This window comes from Streptomyces sp. XD-27, from assembly GCF_030553055.1.
Lineage (GTDB): Bacteria > Actinomycetota > Actinomycetes > Streptomycetales > Streptomycetaceae > Streptomyces.
The window spans coordinates 313,782-331,793 of record NZ_CP130713.1 but is presented as its reverse complement, the minus strand read 5'-3'; the positions used below and the strand labels follow the sequence as shown (position 1 = coordinate 331,793).

Here is an 18,012-nt window from a genome sequence, read left to right as displayed (position 1 = left end):
ATGCGCTTTAGTCTGTTGACGCTCAAGCGCTTTAGCGCACGCACCACTCCGGGAGGAACCATGCGCCGGACCCCGGCCCGACGCCCGACCATGAAGGACATCGCGCGCCGCGCCGGGGTGTCGGAGAGCGCGGTGTCCTTCGCGCTGAACGGCCGACCCGGAGTCTCGCCGGCCACCCGCGCCCGGGTGCGCAGGGTCGCCGAGCAGCTCGGCTGGCAGCCGAGCACGGCGGCGCGGGCGCTGTCCGGCGAGGGCTCCGCCACCGTGGGCCTGGTGCTGGCCCGTCCCGCGCGCACCCTGGGCGTCGAGTCGTTCTTCCTGCACCTCGTCTCCGGCATTCAGGAAGCGCTTTCGCACCGGCGGCTGGGACTGCTCCTCCAGGTGGTGGAGGACATGGACGCCGAGGCCGCGGTCTACCGCCGGTGGTGGGCGGAGCACCGGGTCGACGGGCTCCTCGTCGTCGATCCGCGCCGCGACGACCCGCGGCCGGACCTGCTCGACGAACTCGGTCTCCCCGCGGTGGTGATCGGCTCGCTGAACGAGGAGCCCGGTCCCGACCAGGGCTTGACCCCGGAACAAGACCCGAGCCCGGACCAGGACCCGAGCCCGGACCAGGGCCCGAGTTCCACTGCAGGCGCGGCCCCGGGGCGCCCCGCCATCTCCAACCTCTGGGCGGACGACGCCGGTGCGATGGCGTCCATCGTCGGCCATCTGCACGCCCTCGGCCACCGCCGCATCGTGCACATCGCGGGGCTGCCCGAACTCACCCACACCCGCCGCCGGATGGACTCCCTGCGCGCCGAGGCCGCCCGCCGCGGGCTCGCCGACGTGCGCTCGGTGCCCACCGACTACTCCGACGCCCAGGGCGCCGAGGCGACCCGCCGGGTGCTGGCCGAGAACCGGCCGCCCACCGCCATCGTCTACGACAACGACGTGATGGCGGTCGCCGGGCTGGCCGCCGCCGCCGAACGGGGCCTGGCGGTCCCGGCCGACCTGTCCATCGTGGCCTGGGACGACTCGGTGCTGTGCCGCAGCACCCACCCCTCCCTCACCGCGCTGGTCCGCGACACCGCGGCCTTCGGCCGGCGCGCCGCCGAACTGCTCATCGCGCTGCTGGACGGCGGCCCGGCGGTGCGGATCCAGGACGACCTGCCGCGGCTGGTCCCCCGGGGCAGCACCGCCGGGCCGCCCGGTTCACATCCGGACCGCCAGTGACAGCGCGAAGCGGCCCGCGCCGTCGGTCCACCACTGCCGCAGATCCAGCTCGGCGGCGGCGAGTTCGGCCCGCACGCGTTCCCAGCGGAACTTCGCGGACACCTCGGTGCGCAGTTCCTCCCCGGCGGCGAAGTGCACCGCCAGATCCAGCGCCGGGACCTTCACGGTGAGCTCGGTGCGCGCCCGCAGCCGCATCTCGATCCACTCGTGTTCGCTGTCCCACAGCGCGACATGGTCGAAGTCGGCGGGGTCGAAGTCGGCCTCCAGCTCCCGGTTCAGCACCGACAGCACGTTCTTGTTGAACGCCGCCGTGACGCCCTGCGCGTCGTCGTACGCCGCCACCAGCGTGGCCTCGTCCTTGACCAGGTCGGTGCCGAGCAGCAGCGCGTCGCCCGGGGAGAGGAGTTCGGCCACGGAGGCGTAGAAACCGGCCCGTTCGGCGGGCAGCAGGTTGCCGATCGTCCCGCCGAGGAAGGCCACCAGCCGGGGGCCGGGCGGCTCGGGGACGGTCTCGGGGAGGGCGAGACCGGCCTGGAAGTCGGCGAGCAGGGCGTGCACGGCCAGGCCGGGGTGCTCGGCCACCAGCGCGTGACCCGCCTGGTCCAGGGCGCTTTCGCTGACGTCCACCGGGACGTACACCGCCAGCTCCGGCAGCAGCGCGCTGATCAGATGGCGGGTCTTCGCCGAGGAGCCGGAGCCCAGCTCCACCAGCGTACGGGCCTGGGTGAGGGACGCGATCTCGGCGGACCGCTCGATCAGGATCTCCCGTTCCGCGCGGGTCGGGTAGTACTCGGGCAGCTCGGTGATCCGCTCGAACAGCTCGCTGCCGCGCGCGTCGTAGAACCACTTGGGCGGCAGCTGCTTGGGGGAGCTGGTCAGCCCATGGGAGACGTCGGCGCGCAGGGCAGCGGCGGTGGCGTCGGGGGGAAGGGTGCGGGACAGCTGGTACGGGCTCACGCTGAGGGCTCCTTGAGCGGGGTGAGAAGGACTTCCGTGCGGCTGGCGGTGAGCAGGGTCTTGTCGGGAACTTCCGTCCAGAGCGGATCGTCGTCGTACGGTTCCGAGGCGACGACGACGCTTGCCCGACCGGGGTCGGGGCCGGAGTCGGGGCCGGGCTCCGCGCGGTACCAGAGGGTGTCGCCCCAGGCGGTCGCGCTGATCGTCGCGCCGTCGGTGAGCAGCAGGTTCAGGCGCGAACCGGGCGCGGCCGCCGCGAGCGCCAGGACCGTCTCGGCGAGCGCCGCGGGCTCCTCGTAGCCGTCGCGCAGCCGGCGCAGCACCAGCGCCCACACCAGCGCCGCGTCGCAGCGCGCCTCCAGGGTCAGCAGGTCGCCGGGCGGCAGCCCGGCGGCGAGCCGGGCCGGTGCGTGCGGCCAGCCGCACACCGCCCCGTTGTGGCTGAACAGCCAGTCGCCCGTGCCGAACGGCGCGGCGGCGGCCTCCCCGTCCGGATCGGCGGCGGTGGCGTCCCGCACCGCGCCGAGCAGCGCGCCCGTCCGCACGACGCGTGCGAGATCGGCGAAGGACCGGTCGGCCCAGATCGGCCCGGCGCGCCGGTAGCGGGCGGGTACGGGGTCGCCCGGCGCGTACCAGCCGACGCCGAAGCCGTCGGCGTTGACGGTGCCGTGCGCCTGCCTGCGGGGGCCCAGGACTGCCGGTACAGCGCGTGCGGCGGCCGGACGAGGACCTCGCCGATCGGGACGGAAGGGCCGAGATAGGCCACGTGGCGGCACATCACGACCACCTCGTCCCGGTGGTCCGCGGCCCTGCCGCGACGGGTACCGGCGGCGCGGCCATCACGCGTCCTCCGGGTCGCGTGCGGTGCGGAACCCCGAGAAGATCTGCCGCCGGATCGGCAGGTCCCAGTTGCGGAAGGTGCCCCGGCAGGCGACCGGGTCGACGCCGAAGGAGCCGCCGCGCAGCACCTTGTACGTGCCGCCGAAGAACACCTCCGAGTACTCCCGGTACGGGAACGCCGCGAACCCGGGATACGGCAGGAAGTCGCTCGCCGTCCACTCCCACACGTCGCCGATCAGCTGCCGCACACCCAGCGGTGACGCGCCGTCCGGATAGCTGCCGACGGGCGCGGGCCGCAGGTGCCGCTGGCCGAGGTTGGCGTGCTCGGGCGCCGGGTCCGCGTCGCCCCAGGGGTAGCGGCGGGACCGGTCGCTTTCCGGGTCGTACCGGGCGGCCTTCTCCCACTCCGCCTCGGTCGGCAGCCGGCGCCCGGCCCAGCGGGCGTAGGCGTCGGCCTCGTACCAGCTGACGTGCAGGACCGGTTCGCCCATCGGTACGGGCTCGGTCACCCCGAACCGCCGGCGTAGCCACTGGCCGCCCTCGCGCCGCCAGAACAGGGGGGCGCTCAGGTCGTGCCGCCGCACGTGGTCCCAGCCCGCCTCGGTCCACCAGCGCGGCTCGCGGTAGCCGCCGTCCTCGATGAACCGGAGGTACGCGCCGTTGCCGACCGGCACGGTGTCGATGAAGAACGCGGGCAGCAGGCGGCGGTGCGCGGGGCGCTCGTTGTCCAGGGCCCACGGCTCGGTGGAGGTGCCCATGGTGAACGGCCCGGCGGGGACGAGCACTTCGGTCGGCAGGAGGCCGGCACCGGGGTCCGAGGGCGGTTCGGGCGCGGTCAGCACGGCCGGGCCGCGGCGGAGCTGATGGGTGATGAGCATCGTCTCGTCGTGCTGCTGCTCGTGCTGCGCGATCATGCCGAAGGCGAAGCCCGCGTCGACCAGCGGGGCGCCCCGCAGGGGGCTGCGCTCCAGCACGTCCAGGGCGCGCCCGCGTACGTCGGCCACGTAGCGGCGCGCCTCGGCGGGCGGCAGCAGCGGCAGCGCGGGGCGCTCGGCGCGCGGGTGCTCGAACGCGTCGTAGACCGAGTCGATCTCGGGACGCAGCGCGTCGAGCCCGCCGACGGCGCGCAGGAGCCACTGCTCCTCCTGGTTGCCGATGTGGGCGAGATCCCAGACGAGCGGTGACATCAGGGGGGAGTGCTGGGCGGTCAGGTCGTGGTCGTCCACGCAGCCGGTGAGGGCGCGGGTGCGGTCCCGGGCGGTGCGCAGCGCCTGCTCGGCGCGGCGCCGCAGCAACTCGGGCTCGGGTCCGGCGAGCGCGCCGGCGGAGCCGGCGCGGCGGGGGAAGCCGGGGGCGGTCATGGCTGGTGCTCCTTCCCGGTGGGGGCAGGGGCCCCGGAAGCGGTGCGGACCTCCGTACCGGCGTGGTCGAGCAGATCGTCGGCGGGACATCGGCCGCGGGCGACGTACCGGTCGGTGAAGGCGGCGACGGCGTCGGTGACGGCGGGGGAGGCGCCGAGCCGGGGCAGCGCCTCCTGGGCCGCGGCGAAGCACTGCACGGCCGCGGCGTGCAGTTCGGGGTCGGTGAGGGCGTCTCTGGCGGCCCTCCGCCACAGCGGGTTGCGCGGCGCGGGCCGCTGCCCGGCGGTCTCCGCGAGCGGCTTCACCGTGCGGTAGGCCGTCTCGGCGGCCTGGGGGTCGTCGAACAGCGCCACCGTGACGGCGAGCGGCACGATCCAGCCCGCGTCTCCGGCCTGGGCGTCGATCATGCGCAGTTCGAGGTGGCCGCGGGGCCGGACGGGCGGGAACAGCGTGGTGATGTGGTAGTCGAGGTCCTCACGGGTGGGTCTGCGGGGCAGCCCGGTGCGGACCCAGTCGCGGAAGGTCAGGCCCTCGGGCACCTGCCACGGCCCGTCCTCGGACCGGATGCACATCACCGGCGCGTCCAGCACGTAGCCCGCCCAGGACGCGCGCGGATCCGGGCCGCCGGGCGGCGCGAGCGTCCGGCCCGGGTCCATCGCGGCCCACAGGGCCTGCCGGGTGGAGCGGTAGCCGGTCGGGGCGCCCTCGCTCAGCGGCGAGTTGGCGAACGCCGCGCACAGCACGGCGCCCAGCAGATGGGCCAGGTGCCAGCGCCGTCCGGTGCCCAGCGGCCCGGGTTCGGCGTGTCCGGCGTCGACGCACACCTGCACCGAGGCCGTACGGCACATCATGGAGCGCCCGGCCGGGCCGAAGCGGTCGAGGTACCGCTCCATGGCGGTGTAGCGGTGGTCGGTGAGGAACCGGCGCGGCGGGTGCCAGGGGTTGTGGCCGTGCCCGGTGATCCCCAGGCCCGATCCGGCGAGGAGACCGCGTACGAGGGCGAGATCGGCGGCGGTCGACTCGATGCACGCGGTCAGGGAGTCCGCGGGCCGGGAGCTGAGCTCCACCTGGCCGCCGGGTTCGAAGGTGAGGGCGGACCGCAGGGGCAGCCCGCGCAGTGCGGTGGCCGCGGCGTCGAGCCGGGCCGGGGCGACGGGGGTCGCCGGGTCGTTCAGGTCGTGGACGAGCCACTCGAGCTCGACTCCGATGAGCCGCGGGGGGCCGTTCTTGAAGCAGATCCCGCGCAGATGGGCCTCGAGCTCGGCCTCCGCCTCGGTGATCGTCTCCTGCTCGGTCGCCTTGTGTTCGGGCACAGCTGTCATCTCCTGTCCCGTCGCGGTGACCGGCCCGTCGTGACACGGACCGGTATGCCGCCGTCCACCTAACGTGCTCAGGTCACCGGGCTCAAGGGTGCCTACAGAGTTACACAAGAGTTCACTGTGCGCAGAGTGGCCCGGTCACGCCCCGCGTACGGCCCCGTGCGGGGAGTCGACCGGGTCCGGCACGTCGGTCCGCCGGATACGGTTCCCTCACCGCCGACCGACCGCTTAGTATGCCGCGAGGGCGGGACCGCGCCCGACCTCACGACACCTGTGGGAGGCCACCGCATGCAGGCATGGCGAGTGCACCGGAACGGCGAGCCGCGCGAGGTGATGCGCCTGGAGGAAGTGCCGGAACCGGTCGCAGGACCGGGCGAGCTGCTGCTGCGGGTCCGGGCCGCGGGCGTCAACTTCCCCGACGCGCTGCTGTGCCGCGGCCGGTACCAGGTACGGCCGCCGCTGCCGTTCACCCCCGGGGTGGAACTGTGCGGCGAGGTCCTCGCCGCGGGCGACGGCGTCCGCGCCCGGGCCGGCGCCCGCGTCCTGGCCACCGCGGCCCTCCCGGCGGGCGGCTTCGCCGAACACACGGTCGTGCCCGCGGCCGCGGTCCTGCCCGCCCCCGACAGTCTGGACGACGCCCAGACCGCCGCCCTGCACATCGGCTACCAGACCGGCTGGTTCGGACTCCATCGCAGGGCGCGGCTGCAAGCGGGCGAGACCCTGCTGGTGCACGCCGCCGCGGGCGGGGTCGGCAGCGCCGCCGTCCAGCTCGGCAAGGCGGCCGGGGCCACCGTCATCGGCGTCGTCGGCGGCCAGGACAAGGCGCGTACCGCCCGGGAACTGGGCTGCGACGTGGTGATCGACCGCCGCGCCGACGACGTCGTCGCGGCCGTGAAGGAGGCGACCGCGGGCCGCGGCGCCGACGTCGTCTACGACCCCGTCGGCGGCGACGCCTTCACCCAGTCCACCAAGTGCGTCGCGTTCGAAGGCCGGATCGTGGTCGTCGGATTCGCCAGTGGCGTCATCCCCAGCGCGGCCCTGAACCACGCCCTCATCAAGAACTACGCGATCCTCGGCCTGCATTGGGGCCTGTACAACACCCACGACCCGGCCGCCGTGCGCGCCTGCCACGACGAGCTGACGAAACTCGCCGCCCAGGGCGCCGTCTCACCGCTGGTCAGCGAACGCGTCCCGCTGGCCGGGGCCGCCGACGCCGTCCAACGGGTGGCCGACGGCGCCACGACCGGGCGCGTCGTCGTCGTACCGGGACTCGTGGCCGACACGCGGAAGGAAGGCGTGGTCGACACGCGCGAGGAACGTGGGGCAGGGGCAGCCGGCGGCGGCACGCGCGGGGAAGGGGAAGCCCGATGAGCACCGTCGACGCCGCGGACCTGCGCCGTCGGGTCGCCGACCTGCTGGCCGCGCACCCGCCCGCCACCACCGACCGACTCGACTTCCTGCGCGCCCGGTTCGACGCCGGCCTCGCCTGGGTGCACTACCCCGTCGGGCTCGGCGGGCTGGACGCGCCACGCTCGCTGCAAGCCGTCGTGGACGCCGAACTGGAGGCCGCGGACGCCCCCGACAACGACCCCCGGCGCATCGGCATCGGCCTGGGCATGGCGGCCCCGACCATCCTCGGCTTCGGCACCGAGGCACAGCGCCGGCGCCTGCTGCGCCCGCTGTGGACCGGCGAGGAGGTGTGGTGCCAGCTGTTCAGCGAACCGGGCGCCGGCTCCGACCTGGCCGCGCTCGGCACCCGCGCCGTCCGCGACGGCGAGAACTGGGTCGTCGACGGCCAGAAGGTCTGGACCTCCAGCGCGCACCTCGCCCGCTGGGCCATCCTCATCGCCCGCACCGACCCCGACCAGCCCAAGCACCGCGGCATCACCTACTTCGTCTGCGACATGACCGACCCCGGCGTCGAGGTCAGGCCGCTGCGCCAGATCACCGGCGAGGCCGAGTTCAACGAGGTCTTCCTCACCGGCGTACGGATCCCCGACAGCGCACGCCTCGGCGAGGTCGGCGACGGCTGGCGCGTCGCCCAGACCACCCTGATGAACGAGCGCGTCGCCATCGGCGGCGGCAGCGCCCCGCGGGAAGGCGGCATGATCGGCCTGGTCGCCGAAACCTGGCGCGACAGGCCGGAGTTGCGCACCCACGACCTGCACCAGCGGCTGCTGCGCCTGTGGGTCGACGCCGAGGCTGCCCGCCTCGCCGGGCTGCGACTGGGCCAGCAACTCGCGCTCGGCCAGCCCGGCCCCGAGGGGTCGGCCATGAAGCTCGCCTTCGCCCGGCTCAACCAGGAGATCAGCGGCCTGGAAGTCGAACTCCTCGGGGAGGAGGGCCTCGGTTACGACGACTGGACCCTGCGCCGCCCGGAACTCGTCGATTTCACCGGCCGCGAGGCGGGGTACCGCTACCTGCGGGCCAAGGGCAACTCCATCGAAGGCGGTACGTCGGAGGTGCTGCTGAACATCATCGCCGAACGCGTCCTCGGCCTGCCACCGGAGCCGCGCACGGACAAGGACGTCGCCTGGAAGGATCTGCCGCGATGAGCGCACCGGACCTGCTGTACTCCGAGGCCGAGGAGGATCTGCGCGCGGCCGTGCGGTCCCTGCTCGACCACCGCTGCCCGCCGTCCGCCGCGCTCGCGGCGGCCGAGTCCGGCCGCCCCTACGACGAGCGGCTGTGGCAGGCGCTTTCCGCCATGGGCGTCGCCGGGCTGCTGGTGCCCGAAGCGCTCGGCGGCCAGGGCGGCACCGCGCGCGAGACGGCGGTCGTCCTGGAAGAGCTCGGCCGGGCCGCCGCCCCCGTGCCCTTCCTGACCAGTGCCGTCCTCGCGGCCGAGGCGCTGCTCGGCTGCGACACCGCACAACCCGCCGTACGGGAAGCGCTTGCCGCGCTCGCGGCGGGGGAGAGCGTCGTGGCGCTCGCGCTGCCGTTCTCCACCGGGCCGGACACCGCGCCGTACACCGGGCCGGACGCCGGACCAGGCGCCGGAGCGGAGGCGGGGCCGCACGCCGGGCTGCCGGCCACCGTGGCCGCCGACGCCGACGGCACCCTGCGCGGCCGGGTCACCGGTGTGGCCGGAGCCGCGGGCGCTGACGTGTTGCTCGTCCCGACCGACGACGGACTGTACGCCGTCGACGCGGCCGCCGACGGTGTACGGATCACCCCCGCCACCTCCCTCGACCTCACCCGGCCGATCGCCGCCGTCACCTTCGACCGAGCCGCCGGACGCCGCCTGGCCGACACCGCCCGGTCCCGCACCGCCGTCGGCCGCGCGCTGCTCACCGGCGCCGGGCTGCTCGCCTCCGAACAACTCGGCATCGCGGAGTGGTGCCTGGCCGAGACGGTGCGGCACACCACCCAGCGCACCCAGTTCGGCCGACCCGTCGGCTCCTTCCAGGCGCTCAAGCACCGGATGGCGGCTCTGTGGCTGGAACTGGTCACCGCGCGCGCCACCGCCCGGCACGCCGCCGACGCGCTCGCCACCGGCTCCGACGCGCCCGTCGCGGTCTCCGTCGCCCAGGCCTACGCCGCCCAGGCCGCGGTCCACGCGGCCCACGAGTGCGTCCAACTGCACGGCGGCATCGGCATGACCTGGGAGCACCCCGCGCACCTGTACCTCAAGCGCGCCAAGAGCGCGGAGATCGCCCTGGGCACCCCGGGACGGCACCGCGCCCGGCTGGCCGACCTCGTCGGCCTCCCCGCTCCCACCAGCTGAAACACCGGGGCCGCGGCATGCCCACCCCCTGACGTGCGGTTTAATGGCGACCGTAATTGCGAATGGCTCGCAACAACGCTTTTTCAGCAACAGGGGTGTGGGCATGACGGCCCGGACGATACGGACGCTGGCCGCCGCGACCGCCGGCACGCTGCTGGCGGGCACCGCGGCCTGCTCCGCGCCGAGCGACGGCAAGAGCGGCACGAACGGCTCCGACACCCTCGTCGTCGGCATTGCCAATGAGCCCGAGACCCTCAACCCGCTGCTCGGCTACGGCAAGGACGGCAACTCCAAGATCTTCGACGGGCTGCTGCGGCACGACGCCGACATGAAGCTCGTCCCCGCCCTCGCCGCCGCGCTGCCCAAGGTCGGCGACGGCGGCCGCACGTACACCTTCACTCTCCGCGACGGCGTGCGGTTCAGCGACGGCAAGCCGCTCACCGCCCGCGACGTGGCCTTCACCTACCGGACCATCCTCGACAAGAAGACCAACAACCCCTCCAAGGGCGAGCTGGACGCCGTGGCGAAGGTCACCGCCAAGGGCGACGACACCGTCGTCTTCTCGCTCAAGTACCCCTACGCGGCCTTCGCCGAGCGCACCGTGCTGCCCGTCGTCCCCGAGCACGCCGCGGGCGGCCAGGACGTCAACACCGGCCGGTTCAACACCCACCCGGTCGGCACCGGCCCGTACACCCTCGTCCACTGGAGCAAGGGCGAGAAGATCACCCTCAAGGCCAACCCCGGGTACTGGGGCGGCGCGCCGAAGGTGAAGAAGCTCACCATGGCGATCATCAAGGACGACGACATCCGCGCCACCCGGCTGCGCTCCGGAGACCTCGACGGCGCCATCCTCCCGCCGAACCTCGCCAAGACCTTCAAGGGCGACGAGGGCAGACGGACCATCGCCGCCAAGACCGCCGACTACCGTGCCGTCACCCTGCCCACCGGCAACCGGGTCACCGGCGACCGCGCGGTCCGGCGCGCCCTGGACGTCGCCGTGGACCGCGGCACCATGGTCGACGCCATCCTCGAAGGCGCGGGCAAGGAGGCGTACGGGCCGGTCCCCACCGACAGCCCGTGGTTCACCAAGGGCACCGAGCGCCCGCACGACCTCGCCAAGGCCAAGCGCATCCTCGACGAAGCCGGCTGGCGGCCCGGCGAGGACGGCGTCCGGGCCAAGGACGGGCGCCGCGCCTCCTTCACCCTCTGGTACCCCTCCGGCGACAAGCTCCGCCAGGAGCACGCCCTCGCCTACGCCGCCGACGCCAAGAAGGCCGGCATCAAGGTCACCGTGCAGAGCGGCACCTGGGAGGTCATCGAGCCGCAGATGAAGCACGACGCGGTCCTCGCGGGCGGCGGCAGCCCCGCCGACCCCGACTTCGACCTCTACAACCTCCTGCACTCCTCCCTCGCGGGCGACGGCTTCAACAACATGGCCCGCTACCGCAACCCGGACGCGGACAAGGCCCTGGACGAGGCCCGCCGCTCCGCCGACACCGGCGACCGCAGGCTCGCCTACGACCAGGTCCAGCGCGAACTCGCCGACGACCCCGGCTACACCTTCCTCACCCACATCGACCACGTGTACGTCGTACGCGACGCCTGGGACGGCCTCACCACCCAGGTCGAACCGCACGACCACGGCCTGGGCGCGGGCCCCTGGTGGAACGTCGAGGACTGGCAGCCCGAGAAGTGAGCAGCCGTCCGCCCTGGGGGCCGATGGCGCGGATGGCGGGACGTCGGCTGCTCTTCGCCGTCCCCGTGCTCATCGCCGTCACCTTCGGGGTCTTCGCGATCGCCGCCGCCTCACCGTTCGACCCCGCGCGCGCCTACGCGGGCTCCGCCGGGCTCAGCGCGGGAGAGGAGACCCTGGACCAGCTCCGCGCCAACCTCGGCGCCGACGACCCGTTCACCGTCCGCTGGTGGCACTGGCTGACCGACGCGCTCCACGGCGACCTCGGCGACTCCAGCAGCCTGCGCCAGCCCGTCTCCCAGGTCATCGGCGAACGCCTCGGCTGGTCGGTCCTGCTGTGCGCGGTCGCCTTCACCCTGGCCGTCGCCGTGGGCACCGCGCTCGGCGTCCTCGCCGCACGCCGCCGCGGCGGCCCGCTCGACCGCGCCGTGACCGCCGCCGCCTACACCCTCGAAGCGGCGCCCCCGTTCTGGACGGGCCTGCTCGCCGTCTGGTTCTTCGCCGTACGGCTCGGCGTCCTGCCCGCGGGCGGGCTCACCGACACCGGCAGCGACGTGGTGACGGCCGACCAGGTCGCTCGCCACCTGGTGCTGCCCGCGGCCGTCCTCGCCGTCTCCCAACTGCCGTGGTTCGTGCTCTACGTACGCCAGGGTGTCGGCGACGCGCTCGACGAGGACCCGGTGCGCGGCGCCCGCGCCCGCGGCCTGCGCCCCCGCACGGTGTTGCTCGGCCACGCCCTGCGCGGCGGCCTGCTGCCCGTCCTCACCCTCATCGGCTCCCGCGTCCCCGAACTGATCACCGGCGCGCTGCTCGTCGAGACGGTCTTCAGCTGGCCCGGCATCGCCTCCGCCACCGTCCAGGCCGCCACCAGCGTGGACTTCCCGCTGCTGGCCGCCCTCACGGTGCTGGCCACCGCCGCCGTACTGCTGGGCAACCTGCTCTCGGACCTGCTGTACGGACTCGCCGACCCCAGGGTGGGATTCGATGGCTGACACCACCCGGCGCGCCCGCAACCGCACCGGTGCCCGCACGCTCCGGGTGCGCGCCGGCGCCGCCGTGCTCGCCGCCGTCGTGCTCACCGCGCTCGTCGTACCGCTCCTGGTGCCCCTGGACGAACAGGCCGTCGACCTGAGGGCCAAGCTCCTGCCGCCGTCCCTCGACCACCCGTTCGGCACCGACGACGTGGGCCGCGACCTGCTGCTGCGCTGCGTCTACGGGCTGCGGGTCTCGCTCCTGGTCGGGGTCGTCGCCGCGCTCGTCGCCACGGTCGTCGGGACCGCCGTCGGCGCGCTGGCGGGCGCCCTCGGCGGCTGGACCGACCGGTTCGTGATGCGCGTGGTCGACCTCTTCTCCTCCGTGCCCCACCTGCTGCTCGGCATCTTCGTCGTCGCGATGTTCCGCCCCGGCGTCTGGCCCGTGATCGCCTCCGTGGCGCTCACCCACTGGCTGTCCACCGCCCGGATCGTGCGCGCCGAAGTGCTGACCCTGCGCACCCGCCCCTACATCGACGCGGCCGTCTCCGGCGGCGCCTCCCGGTGGCGGATCACCGTCCGCCACCTGCTGCCCGGCGTCCTGCCGCAGGCCGGACTCGCCGCCGTCCTGATGGTGCCGCACGCCATCTGGCACGAGTCCGCGCTGTCCTTCCTGGGGCTGGGACTCCCGGCGCACCGGGCGAGCCTGGGCACGATGGTCGACGGCGCCCGCGGGTCCCTGCTGGCCGGGGCCTGGTGGCCCACCCTCTTCCCCGGCCTGTTCGTCATCGTGCCGACCCTCGCCGTCGCCGGACTGGCCGGAGCCTGGCGGGCGCGCCTGAACCCGCGCCGCCGATCGGAGCTGACACTGTGACGACGCGGACGACACTCCGGGAGCCGACGACGCGAACCGCACCCGTCCTGCGCGTGCGCGGGCTGTCCGTCGCCTTCCGGATGCGCGGCGGACGGGAGATCGCCGCCGTCACCGACGCCACCTTCGACCTGGCGGCGGGGAGTGCCTGGCCCTGGTCGGTGAGTCCGGCTGCGGCAAGTCCGTGCTCGCCTCGGCGCTCCTCGGCCTGCTCCCCGGCAACGCCCGCACGGCGGGCAGCGCCCTGCTGGCCGACGGACTCGACCTGCCCGCCGCCGACGAGCGCACCCTCGCCCGCACCGTCCGCGGCCGCCGCGTCGGCCTGATCCCGCAGAGCCCGGCCGCGCATCTCACCCCCGTACGCACCGTACGCTCCCAACTGGAGGAGACCGTACGGGAGCTGACCGGCACCCCCCGGAGCAGCCTGCGGACCGCCGCCGAGGCCGCCGCCGCCCGCGCCGCGTTCCCCGCCGACCACCTCGACCGCTACCCGCACCAGCTCTCCGGCGGCCTCGCGCAGCGCGCCGCCACCGCGCTCGCCCTCGTCGGCGACGCGCCACTGCTCCTCGCCGACGAGCCGACCACCGGACTCGACCGCGACCTGGTGGAGCGCACCGTCGACGAACTGCGCCGCCACACCGACGACGGCCGGGCACTGCTGATCATCACCCACGACCTGGCGGCGGCCGAGCGCATCGCGGACCGGGTGGCCGTGATGTACGCGGGGCGGATCGTGGAGATCGCCCCCGCCGCCGCGTTCTTCGGCGCGCCCGGCCCCCGGCATCCGTACGCGCGCGGCCTGCTGGCGGCGCTCCCCGACCGGGCCTTCACCCCGATCCCCGGCATGCCGCCGGAACTCGGTGATCTGCCGACGGCTGTGCCTTCGCCGCGCGCTGCGACCGCGCCACCGAGACCTGCGCCACCCGCCCCGCGTTCGTCGGAGGCGTGGCCTGCCACCACGCGCCGGAACCGGCCCGGCAGTGCGCTGAGGAGCCCGCCCCGGAGGCCGCCGAGGGACCCGCCCCGGACTCTGCCGAGGAGCGTGCCGATGCTTGAGCTGCGCGGTATCACCGCCGGGTACACCCCCCGCCGGCCCGTCTTCCACGGCGTGTCCCTGACCGTACGCCCCGGTGAGGCCGTCGGGCTGCTCGGGCCGAGCGGCTGCGGCAAGTCCACCCTGGCGCGGGTCGCCGCCCTGTTGCACCGGCCCGACGCGGGCACCGTCGTGCTGGACGGCGAGCCGGTACGCGGCTGGCGGCACCGCGCGCCACGCGCCCAGCGCACCGCCTGCGGTGTGGTGTTCCAGCAGCCACGGCTCTCCGCCGACCCCCGGCTGCGGCTGCGCGACATCATCGCCGAGCCGCTGCGCGCCACCGGACGGCGGACCGACGCCGCCGACGCCGTCCGCGTCTGGGCCGAGACCGTCGGCCTCTCGGACGACCTGCTGGCGCGACGGCCGCACGAGGTCAGCGACGGGCAGTTGCAGCGCGCCTGCCTCGCGCGGGCGCTTGTCCTGCGTCCCCGCTGGCTGATCTGCGACGAGATGACGGCGATGCTGGACGCCTCCACGACGGCCGCGCTCGTCGCCGTGGTGGAGGACTACCGCCGCGACAGCGGCGCCGGCCTGCTCACCGTCGGCCACGACCGGACGCTCCTGGAGCGCTGGTGCGACCGTACGGCGCACTGGGCGGAGCTGACGGCCGACGGCTCCACCACTGCCGCGCACGACGCCTGACGGCAGGGACCGGAGCACGGACCGGAGGCCGGGGCCTCCGCCGCATGGGCCTGACGCGCCCGGTCTGTCGGCGTGTCCGGGGCGTTCGAACCGACGACCTTCACCCGTTCGGAGCACCCTGATTGCCCAGGTGGCGGCCCCGCCGTGGGTGAGACTGGCGGCCCGGTCCCGATCAGCCGAAACGGCCCGAGGAGGCTCGCCATGGTCATTTCGATCTCCGTGGTCCTACTGCTCCTGATCCTGGCGGTGCTCTTCCTGCGCAACGGTGGTCTGCGGTTCAGTCACGCCCTGGTCTGCTGCCTGCTGGGCTTCTGCCTCGCGGGCAGCAGCGTCGCGCCGACCATCTCGCAGGGCATCGCCGCCACGGCGGACGTGGTCAGCGGGGTGCGGCCCTGACCGCCGGACCGCACCCCGCCGACCCGTACGAGGGCCGGGACTACCGTCCGATCTCGACGTCCTCCAGCACGCCGAGCGCGTCCGGCACCAGCACCGCGGCCGAGTAGTAGGCGCTGACCAGGTACGACGTCACGGCCTTGTCGTTGATGCCCATGAACCTGACGTTCAGGCTCGGCTCGTACTCATCGGGGATGCCGGTCTGGTGGAGGCCGATGACGCCCTGGTTCTCCTCGCCGGTGCGCAGCGCGACGATCGAGCTGGTCCCCGTCTCGCTGATCGGGATCTTGTTGCACGGCAGCAGCGGCACACCGCGCCAGGACCGCACCGAGGACCCCAGCACCTCCATGCCCTGCGGATACAGCCCGCGGCTGTTGCACTCGCGGCCGAACGCGGCGATCGTGCGCGGATGCGCCAGCAGATACTGCGTCTTGCGGCGCCGCGACAGCAGTTCGTCCAGGTCGTCGGGGGTCGGCGGGCCGCTGCGGGTGTGGAGGCGCTGCTTGAGGTCGGCGTTGTGCAGCAGTCCGAACTCGCGGTTGTTGACCAGCTCGTGCTCCTGGCGCTCGCGCAGCGCCTCGACGGTCAGCCGGAGCTGCTGCTCCACCTGGTTCATCGGGTCGTTGTAGAGGTCCGCGACCCGGGTGTGCACCTGAAGCACCGTCTGCGCCACGCTCAACTCGTACTCGCGCGGGGCGAGTTCGTAGTCCGCGTACGTCCCCGGCAGCGTCGGCTCGCCGACATGGCCGGAGGTCACGGCGATGTCGGCCTCCCCGCGCCGGTTCTGCGGCGGTTCGGGCTGGTCCGCTGCGGCCTCCAGGTGGGCCCGAAGCGCGGCGGACCGGTCGGCCAGTTCCGCGAAGGCGCTGCGCGACAGGGCGAGCACCGTGGTGCGGGTGACGGCCTTGACCGTGAACTCCCAGTCCCGCTCCGGACCGGTCAGCACGTCGTCGCCGAAGTAGTCGCCGTCCGCCAGCACGCCGAGCGAGGCGGTCTGGTCGTACGCGCCGGGGCCCCGCATGTCGACCTTGCCGTGGGCGATGAGGACGACCTCGCCCGCGGGCCGCCCGGCCTCGACGATCACGTCGCCCGGGGCGTACTGCCGCTGGATGAACCGGTCGGCGAGGCTCTCCAGCGCGGCGGTGTCCGTGAAGCCGCGCAGCAGCGGCAGTTCGCCCAGCTCCGGTGGGATGACCCGCACCTCGGAGCCGGTCGAGACGAACTCCACCCGGCCGTCGCCCAGGGTGTAGCTCAGCCGCCTGTTCACCCGGTATGTACCGGCCTGCACCTGCATCCAGGGCAGCACGCGCAGCAGCCAACGGGAGGAGATGGCCTGCATCTGCGGGACGGACTTGGTGGTCGTCGCGAGATTCCGGGCCGCAGGGGTACCGAGGCTCAGCTGCGGCTCAACGGAGTCCACTGACGTGGTCATGGCAGGTATTCACCCGATTTCTGTACGTGAAGGACGTGGGGGGCGGTGATGCGCCGGCGTCAGTGGCCGACTTCGACGTTCTCGAGAATTCCCAACGCGTCGGGCACCAGCACGGCGGCGGAGTAGTAGACGCTGACGAGATACGAGATGATGGCCTTATCGCTGATCCCCATGAAGCGGACCGAGAGCCCCGGCTGGTATTCGTCGGGAATTCCGGTCCGGTGCAGTCCGACGACGCCCTGCTGCTCCTCCCCGGTGCGCAGCACCAGCAGCGAGCTCACCCCGCTCCGGCTCACCGGGATCTTGTTGCACGGGAAGATCGGCACACCGCGCCAGGCCGGCAGTGCGTGTCCGCCCACATCGACGCTCTGCGGCACCAGCCCGCGGCTGTTGAACTCGCGGCCCATGGCGGCGATCGCCCGCGGGTGGGCCAGGATGAACTCCGGGTCCTTCCATACGGTGGCCAGCAGTTCGTCCAGGTCGTCGGGGGTCGGCGGGCCGCTGCGGGTGTGGAGGCGCTGCTTGAGGTCGGCGTTGTGCAGCAGTCCGAACTCGCGGTTGTTGACCAGCTCGTGCTCCTGGCGCTCGCGCAGCGCCTCGACGGTCAGCCGGAGCTGCTGCTCCACCTGGTTCATCGGCTCGTTGTACAGATCGGCGACCCGGGTGTGCACCCGCAGCACGGTCTGCGCCACACTCAGCTCGTACTCCCGCGGAGCCAGGTCGTAGTCCGCGAAGACGCCCGGCAGGGCCGGCTCGCCCGCGTGTCCCGACGCGACGTCGATGGCCGCCTCACCGTGCTCGTTCTGCGCCGGCGACGGCGCCGCGCGGAACGCCTCCAGGTGCGCCCGCAGCCGATCGGAACGGGCCAGGAGTGCCTCGAACTCCGCCCGGGCCAGCACCAGCACCGTGGTCGACGTCGCCGCCCGAGCCGTGAATTCCCAGGTGCCGGGGTCGGCCGCGGCCAGGGCCCGGTCGCCCAGGTAGTCGCCGTCGGCCAGGGTGCCCAGCACCGTGGGCTGGTCATACGCGCCCGGCCCGAGCCTGTCCACCTTGCCGTGCGCGATGAGCACCAGCTCGTCGGCCGGCAGGCCCGCCTCGGTCAGCAGCTCCCCGGGAGCCAGCTCCCGCTGCCGGAACCGGTCCGCCAGCGACTCCAGGACGTCCCCGTCCGTGAAGTCCCGTAGCAGGGGCAGCTCACGCAGCTCCACCGGAATGACCCGCACCTCGGCCCCGGTCGAGACGAATTCCACCCGGCCGTCGCCGAGGGTGTGCGTCAGCCGCCGGTTCACGCGGTACGTACCGCCGGAGACCTGCACCCACGGCAGCAGCCGCAGCAGCCACCGCGAGCTGATCCCCTGCATTTGCGGGACGGACTTGGTCGTGGTCGCCAGATTCCGTGCGGCCGAAGTCCCCAGACTCAGCTGCGGCTGCGGACCCGCCGCGTCGGAACGGGATTCCACCGAAGTCGTCATGAAGAATGTCCACCCACCCTGTACGG

Annotated in this window: 14 protein-coding genes and 2 pseudogenes; 10 read left to right on the top strand and 6 right to left on the bottom strand. The window is 73.9% G+C overall.

Annotated features, from left to right (window positions below):
* Positions 1 to 60 precede the first annotated feature (60 nt).
* Positions 61 to 1,215 (top strand): LacI family DNA-binding transcriptional regulator, encoded by a 1,155-nt coding sequence (locus Q3Y56_RS01340; RefSeq protein WP_304460152.1) that lies wholly within the window; start codon positions 61 to 63, stop codon positions 1,213 to 1,215.
* On the opposite strand, the gene egtD is transcribed toward Q3Y56_RS01340, so the two are convergent.
* The 4 genes and pseudogenes from egtD to egtA form a co-directional block, all read right to left on the bottom strand.
* On the bottom strand, positions 1,195 to 2,172 hold the full coding sequence (gene egtD / locus Q3Y56_RS01335; protein ID WP_304460151.1) for an L-histidine N(alpha)-methyltransferase: 978 nt from the start codon (positions 2,170 to 2,172) through the stop codon (positions 1,195 to 1,197). The genes Q3Y56_RS01340 and egtD overlap by 21 nt on opposite strands.
* Positions 2,169 to 2,950: pseudogene (egtC, locus tag Q3Y56_RS01330) on the bottom strand (ergothioneine biosynthesis protein EgtC). Before egtC ends, egtD begins: the two are co-directional and overlap by 4 nt.
* A gap of 61 nt (positions 2,951 to 3,011) precedes the next feature.
* The gene (egtB, locus tag Q3Y56_RS01325; RefSeq protein WP_304460150.1) at positions 3,012 to 4,373 is read right to left on the bottom strand and encodes an ergothioneine biosynthesis protein EgtB; all 1,362 of its coding nucleotides are present in this window, start codon (positions 4,371 to 4,373) and stop codon (positions 3,012 to 3,014) included.
* Positions 4,370 to 5,695, bottom strand: a complete 1,326-nt coding sequence (gene egtA, locus Q3Y56_RS01320; RefSeq protein WP_304460149.1) for an ergothioneine biosynthesis glutamate--cysteine ligase EgtA — start codon at positions 5,693 to 5,695, stop codon at positions 4,370 to 4,372. The genes egtB and egtA overlap by 4 nt, the downstream gene beginning before the upstream one ends.
* A 285-nt stretch (positions 5,696 to 5,980) precedes the next feature.
* On the opposite strand from egtA, the gene Q3Y56_RS01315 reads away from it, so the two are divergent.
* From Q3Y56_RS01315 to Q3Y56_RS01275, 9 genes and pseudogenes are all read left to right on the top strand, one after another.
* On the top strand, positions 5,981 to 7,063 hold the full coding sequence (locus Q3Y56_RS01315) for an NADPH:quinone oxidoreductase family protein (protein WP_304460148.1): 1,083 nt from the start codon (positions 5,981 to 5,983) through the stop codon (positions 7,061 to 7,063).
* On the top strand, positions 7,060 to 8,247 hold the full coding sequence (locus Q3Y56_RS01310; protein ID WP_304460147.1) for an acyl-CoA dehydrogenase family protein: 1,188 nt from the start codon (positions 7,060 to 7,062) through the stop codon (positions 8,245 to 8,247). Before Q3Y56_RS01315 ends, Q3Y56_RS01310 begins: the two co-directional genes overlap by 4 nt.
* Positions 8,244 to 9,419, top strand: coding sequence for an acyl-CoA dehydrogenase family protein (locus tag Q3Y56_RS01305; RefSeq protein WP_304460146.1), 1,176 nt, complete (start codon positions 8,244 to 8,246; stop codon positions 9,417 to 9,419). Before Q3Y56_RS01310 ends, Q3Y56_RS01305 begins: the two co-directional genes overlap by 4 nt.
* 103 nt (positions 9,420 to 9,522) lie before the next feature.
* Positions 9,523 to 11,115 carry an ABC transporter substrate-binding protein gene (locus tag Q3Y56_RS01300; protein ID WP_304460145.1) on the top strand — a complete coding sequence of 531 codons (1,593 nt, stop codon included), beginning with the start codon at positions 9,523 to 9,525 and terminating at the stop codon, positions 11,113 to 11,115.
* A gap of 23 nt (positions 11,116 to 11,138) precedes the next feature.
* Entirely contained in the window at positions 11,139 to 12,104 is a 966-nt protein-coding gene (locus tag Q3Y56_RS01295; protein ID WP_304465432.1) for an ABC transporter permease, read from the top strand.
* Positions 12,097 to 12,957: an ABC transporter permease gene (locus tag Q3Y56_RS01290; protein ID WP_304460144.1), complete on the top strand. Its 861-nt coding sequence runs from the start codon at positions 12,097 to 12,099 to the stop codon at positions 12,955 to 12,957. The genes Q3Y56_RS01295 and Q3Y56_RS01290 overlap by 8 nt, the downstream gene beginning before the upstream one ends.
* 80 nt (positions 12,958 to 13,037) lie before the next feature.
* Positions 13,038 to 14,010, top strand: a pseudogene (locus Q3Y56_RS01285) (ABC transporter ATP-binding protein).
* Entirely contained in the window at positions 14,003 to 14,689 is a 687-nt protein-coding gene (locus tag Q3Y56_RS01280) for an ABC transporter ATP-binding protein (RefSeq protein WP_304460143.1), read from the top strand. The pseudogene Q3Y56_RS01285 and the gene Q3Y56_RS01280 overlap by 8 nt, the downstream one beginning before the upstream one ends.
* 201 nt (positions 14,690 to 14,890) lie before the next feature.
* Positions 14,891 to 15,085, top strand: a complete 195-nt coding sequence (locus tag Q3Y56_RS01275; RefSeq protein ID WP_304460142.1) for a hypothetical protein — start codon at positions 14,891 to 14,893, stop codon at positions 15,083 to 15,085.
* A gap of 40 nt (positions 15,086 to 15,125) precedes the next feature.
* On the opposite strand, the gene Q3Y56_RS01270 is transcribed toward Q3Y56_RS01275, so the two are convergent.
* Positions 15,126 to 16,514, bottom strand: coding sequence for a family 2B encapsulin nanocompartment shell protein (locus Q3Y56_RS01270; RefSeq protein ID WP_304460141.1), 1,389 nt, complete (start codon positions 16,512 to 16,514; stop codon positions 15,126 to 15,128).
* Positions 16,515 to 16,573: 59 nt separating this feature from the next.
* Complete coding sequence (locus tag Q3Y56_RS01265; protein ID WP_304460140.1) at positions 16,574 to 17,986, bottom strand: family 2B encapsulin nanocompartment shell protein; 1,413 nt, start codon at positions 17,984 to 17,986, stop codon at positions 16,574 to 16,576.
* Between the last annotated feature and the right edge of the window lie 26 nt (positions 17,987 to 18,012).

Coding starts and splice junctions, on each gene's coding strand:
- Q3Y56_RS01265 (WP_304460140.1), bottom strand. CDS start 17,986: ATGACGACTTCGGTGGAATCCCGTTCCGACGCGGCGGGTCCGCAGCCG.
- Q3Y56_RS01295 (WP_304465432.1), top strand. CDS start 11,139: ATGGCGCGGATGGCGGGACGTCGGCTGCTCTTCGCCGTCCCCGTGCTC.
- Q3Y56_RS01280 (WP_304460143.1), top strand. CDS start 14,003: ATGCTTGAGCTGCGCGGTATCACCGCCGGGTACACCCCCCGCCGGCCC.
- Q3Y56_RS01340 (WP_304460152.1), top strand. CDS start 61: ATGCGCCGGACCCCGGCCCGACGCCCGACCATGAAGGACATCGCGCGC.
- Q3Y56_RS01270 (WP_304460141.1), bottom strand. CDS start 16,514: ATGACCACGTCAGTGGACTCCGTTGAGCCGCAGCTGAGCCTCGGTACC.
- Q3Y56_RS01310 (WP_304460147.1), top strand. CDS start 7,060: ATGAGCACCGTCGACGCCGCGGACCTGCGCCGTCGGGTCGCCGACCTG.
- Q3Y56_RS01275 (WP_304460142.1), top strand. CDS start 14,891: ATGGTCATTTCGATCTCCGTGGTCCTACTGCTCCTGATCCTGGCGGTG.
- Q3Y56_RS01315 (WP_304460148.1), top strand. CDS start 5,981: ATGCAGGCATGGCGAGTGCACCGGAACGGCGAGCCGCGCGAGGTGATG.
- egtA (WP_304460149.1), bottom strand. CDS start 5,695: ATGACAGCTGTGCCCGAACACAAGGCGACCGAGCAGGAGACGATCACC.
- Q3Y56_RS01300 (WP_304460145.1), top strand. CDS start 9,523: ATGACGGCCCGGACGATACGGACGCTGGCCGCCGCGACCGCCGGCACG.
- egtB (WP_304460150.1), bottom strand. CDS start 4,373: ATGACCGCCCCCGGCTTCCCCCGCCGCGCCGGCTCCGCCGGCGCGCTC.
- Q3Y56_RS01290 (WP_304460144.1), top strand. CDS start 12,097: ATGGCTGACACCACCCGGCGCGCCCGCAACCGCACCGGTGCCCGCACG.
- Q3Y56_RS01305 (WP_304460146.1), top strand. CDS start 8,244: ATGAGCGCACCGGACCTGCTGTACTCCGAGGCCGAGGAGGATCTGCGC.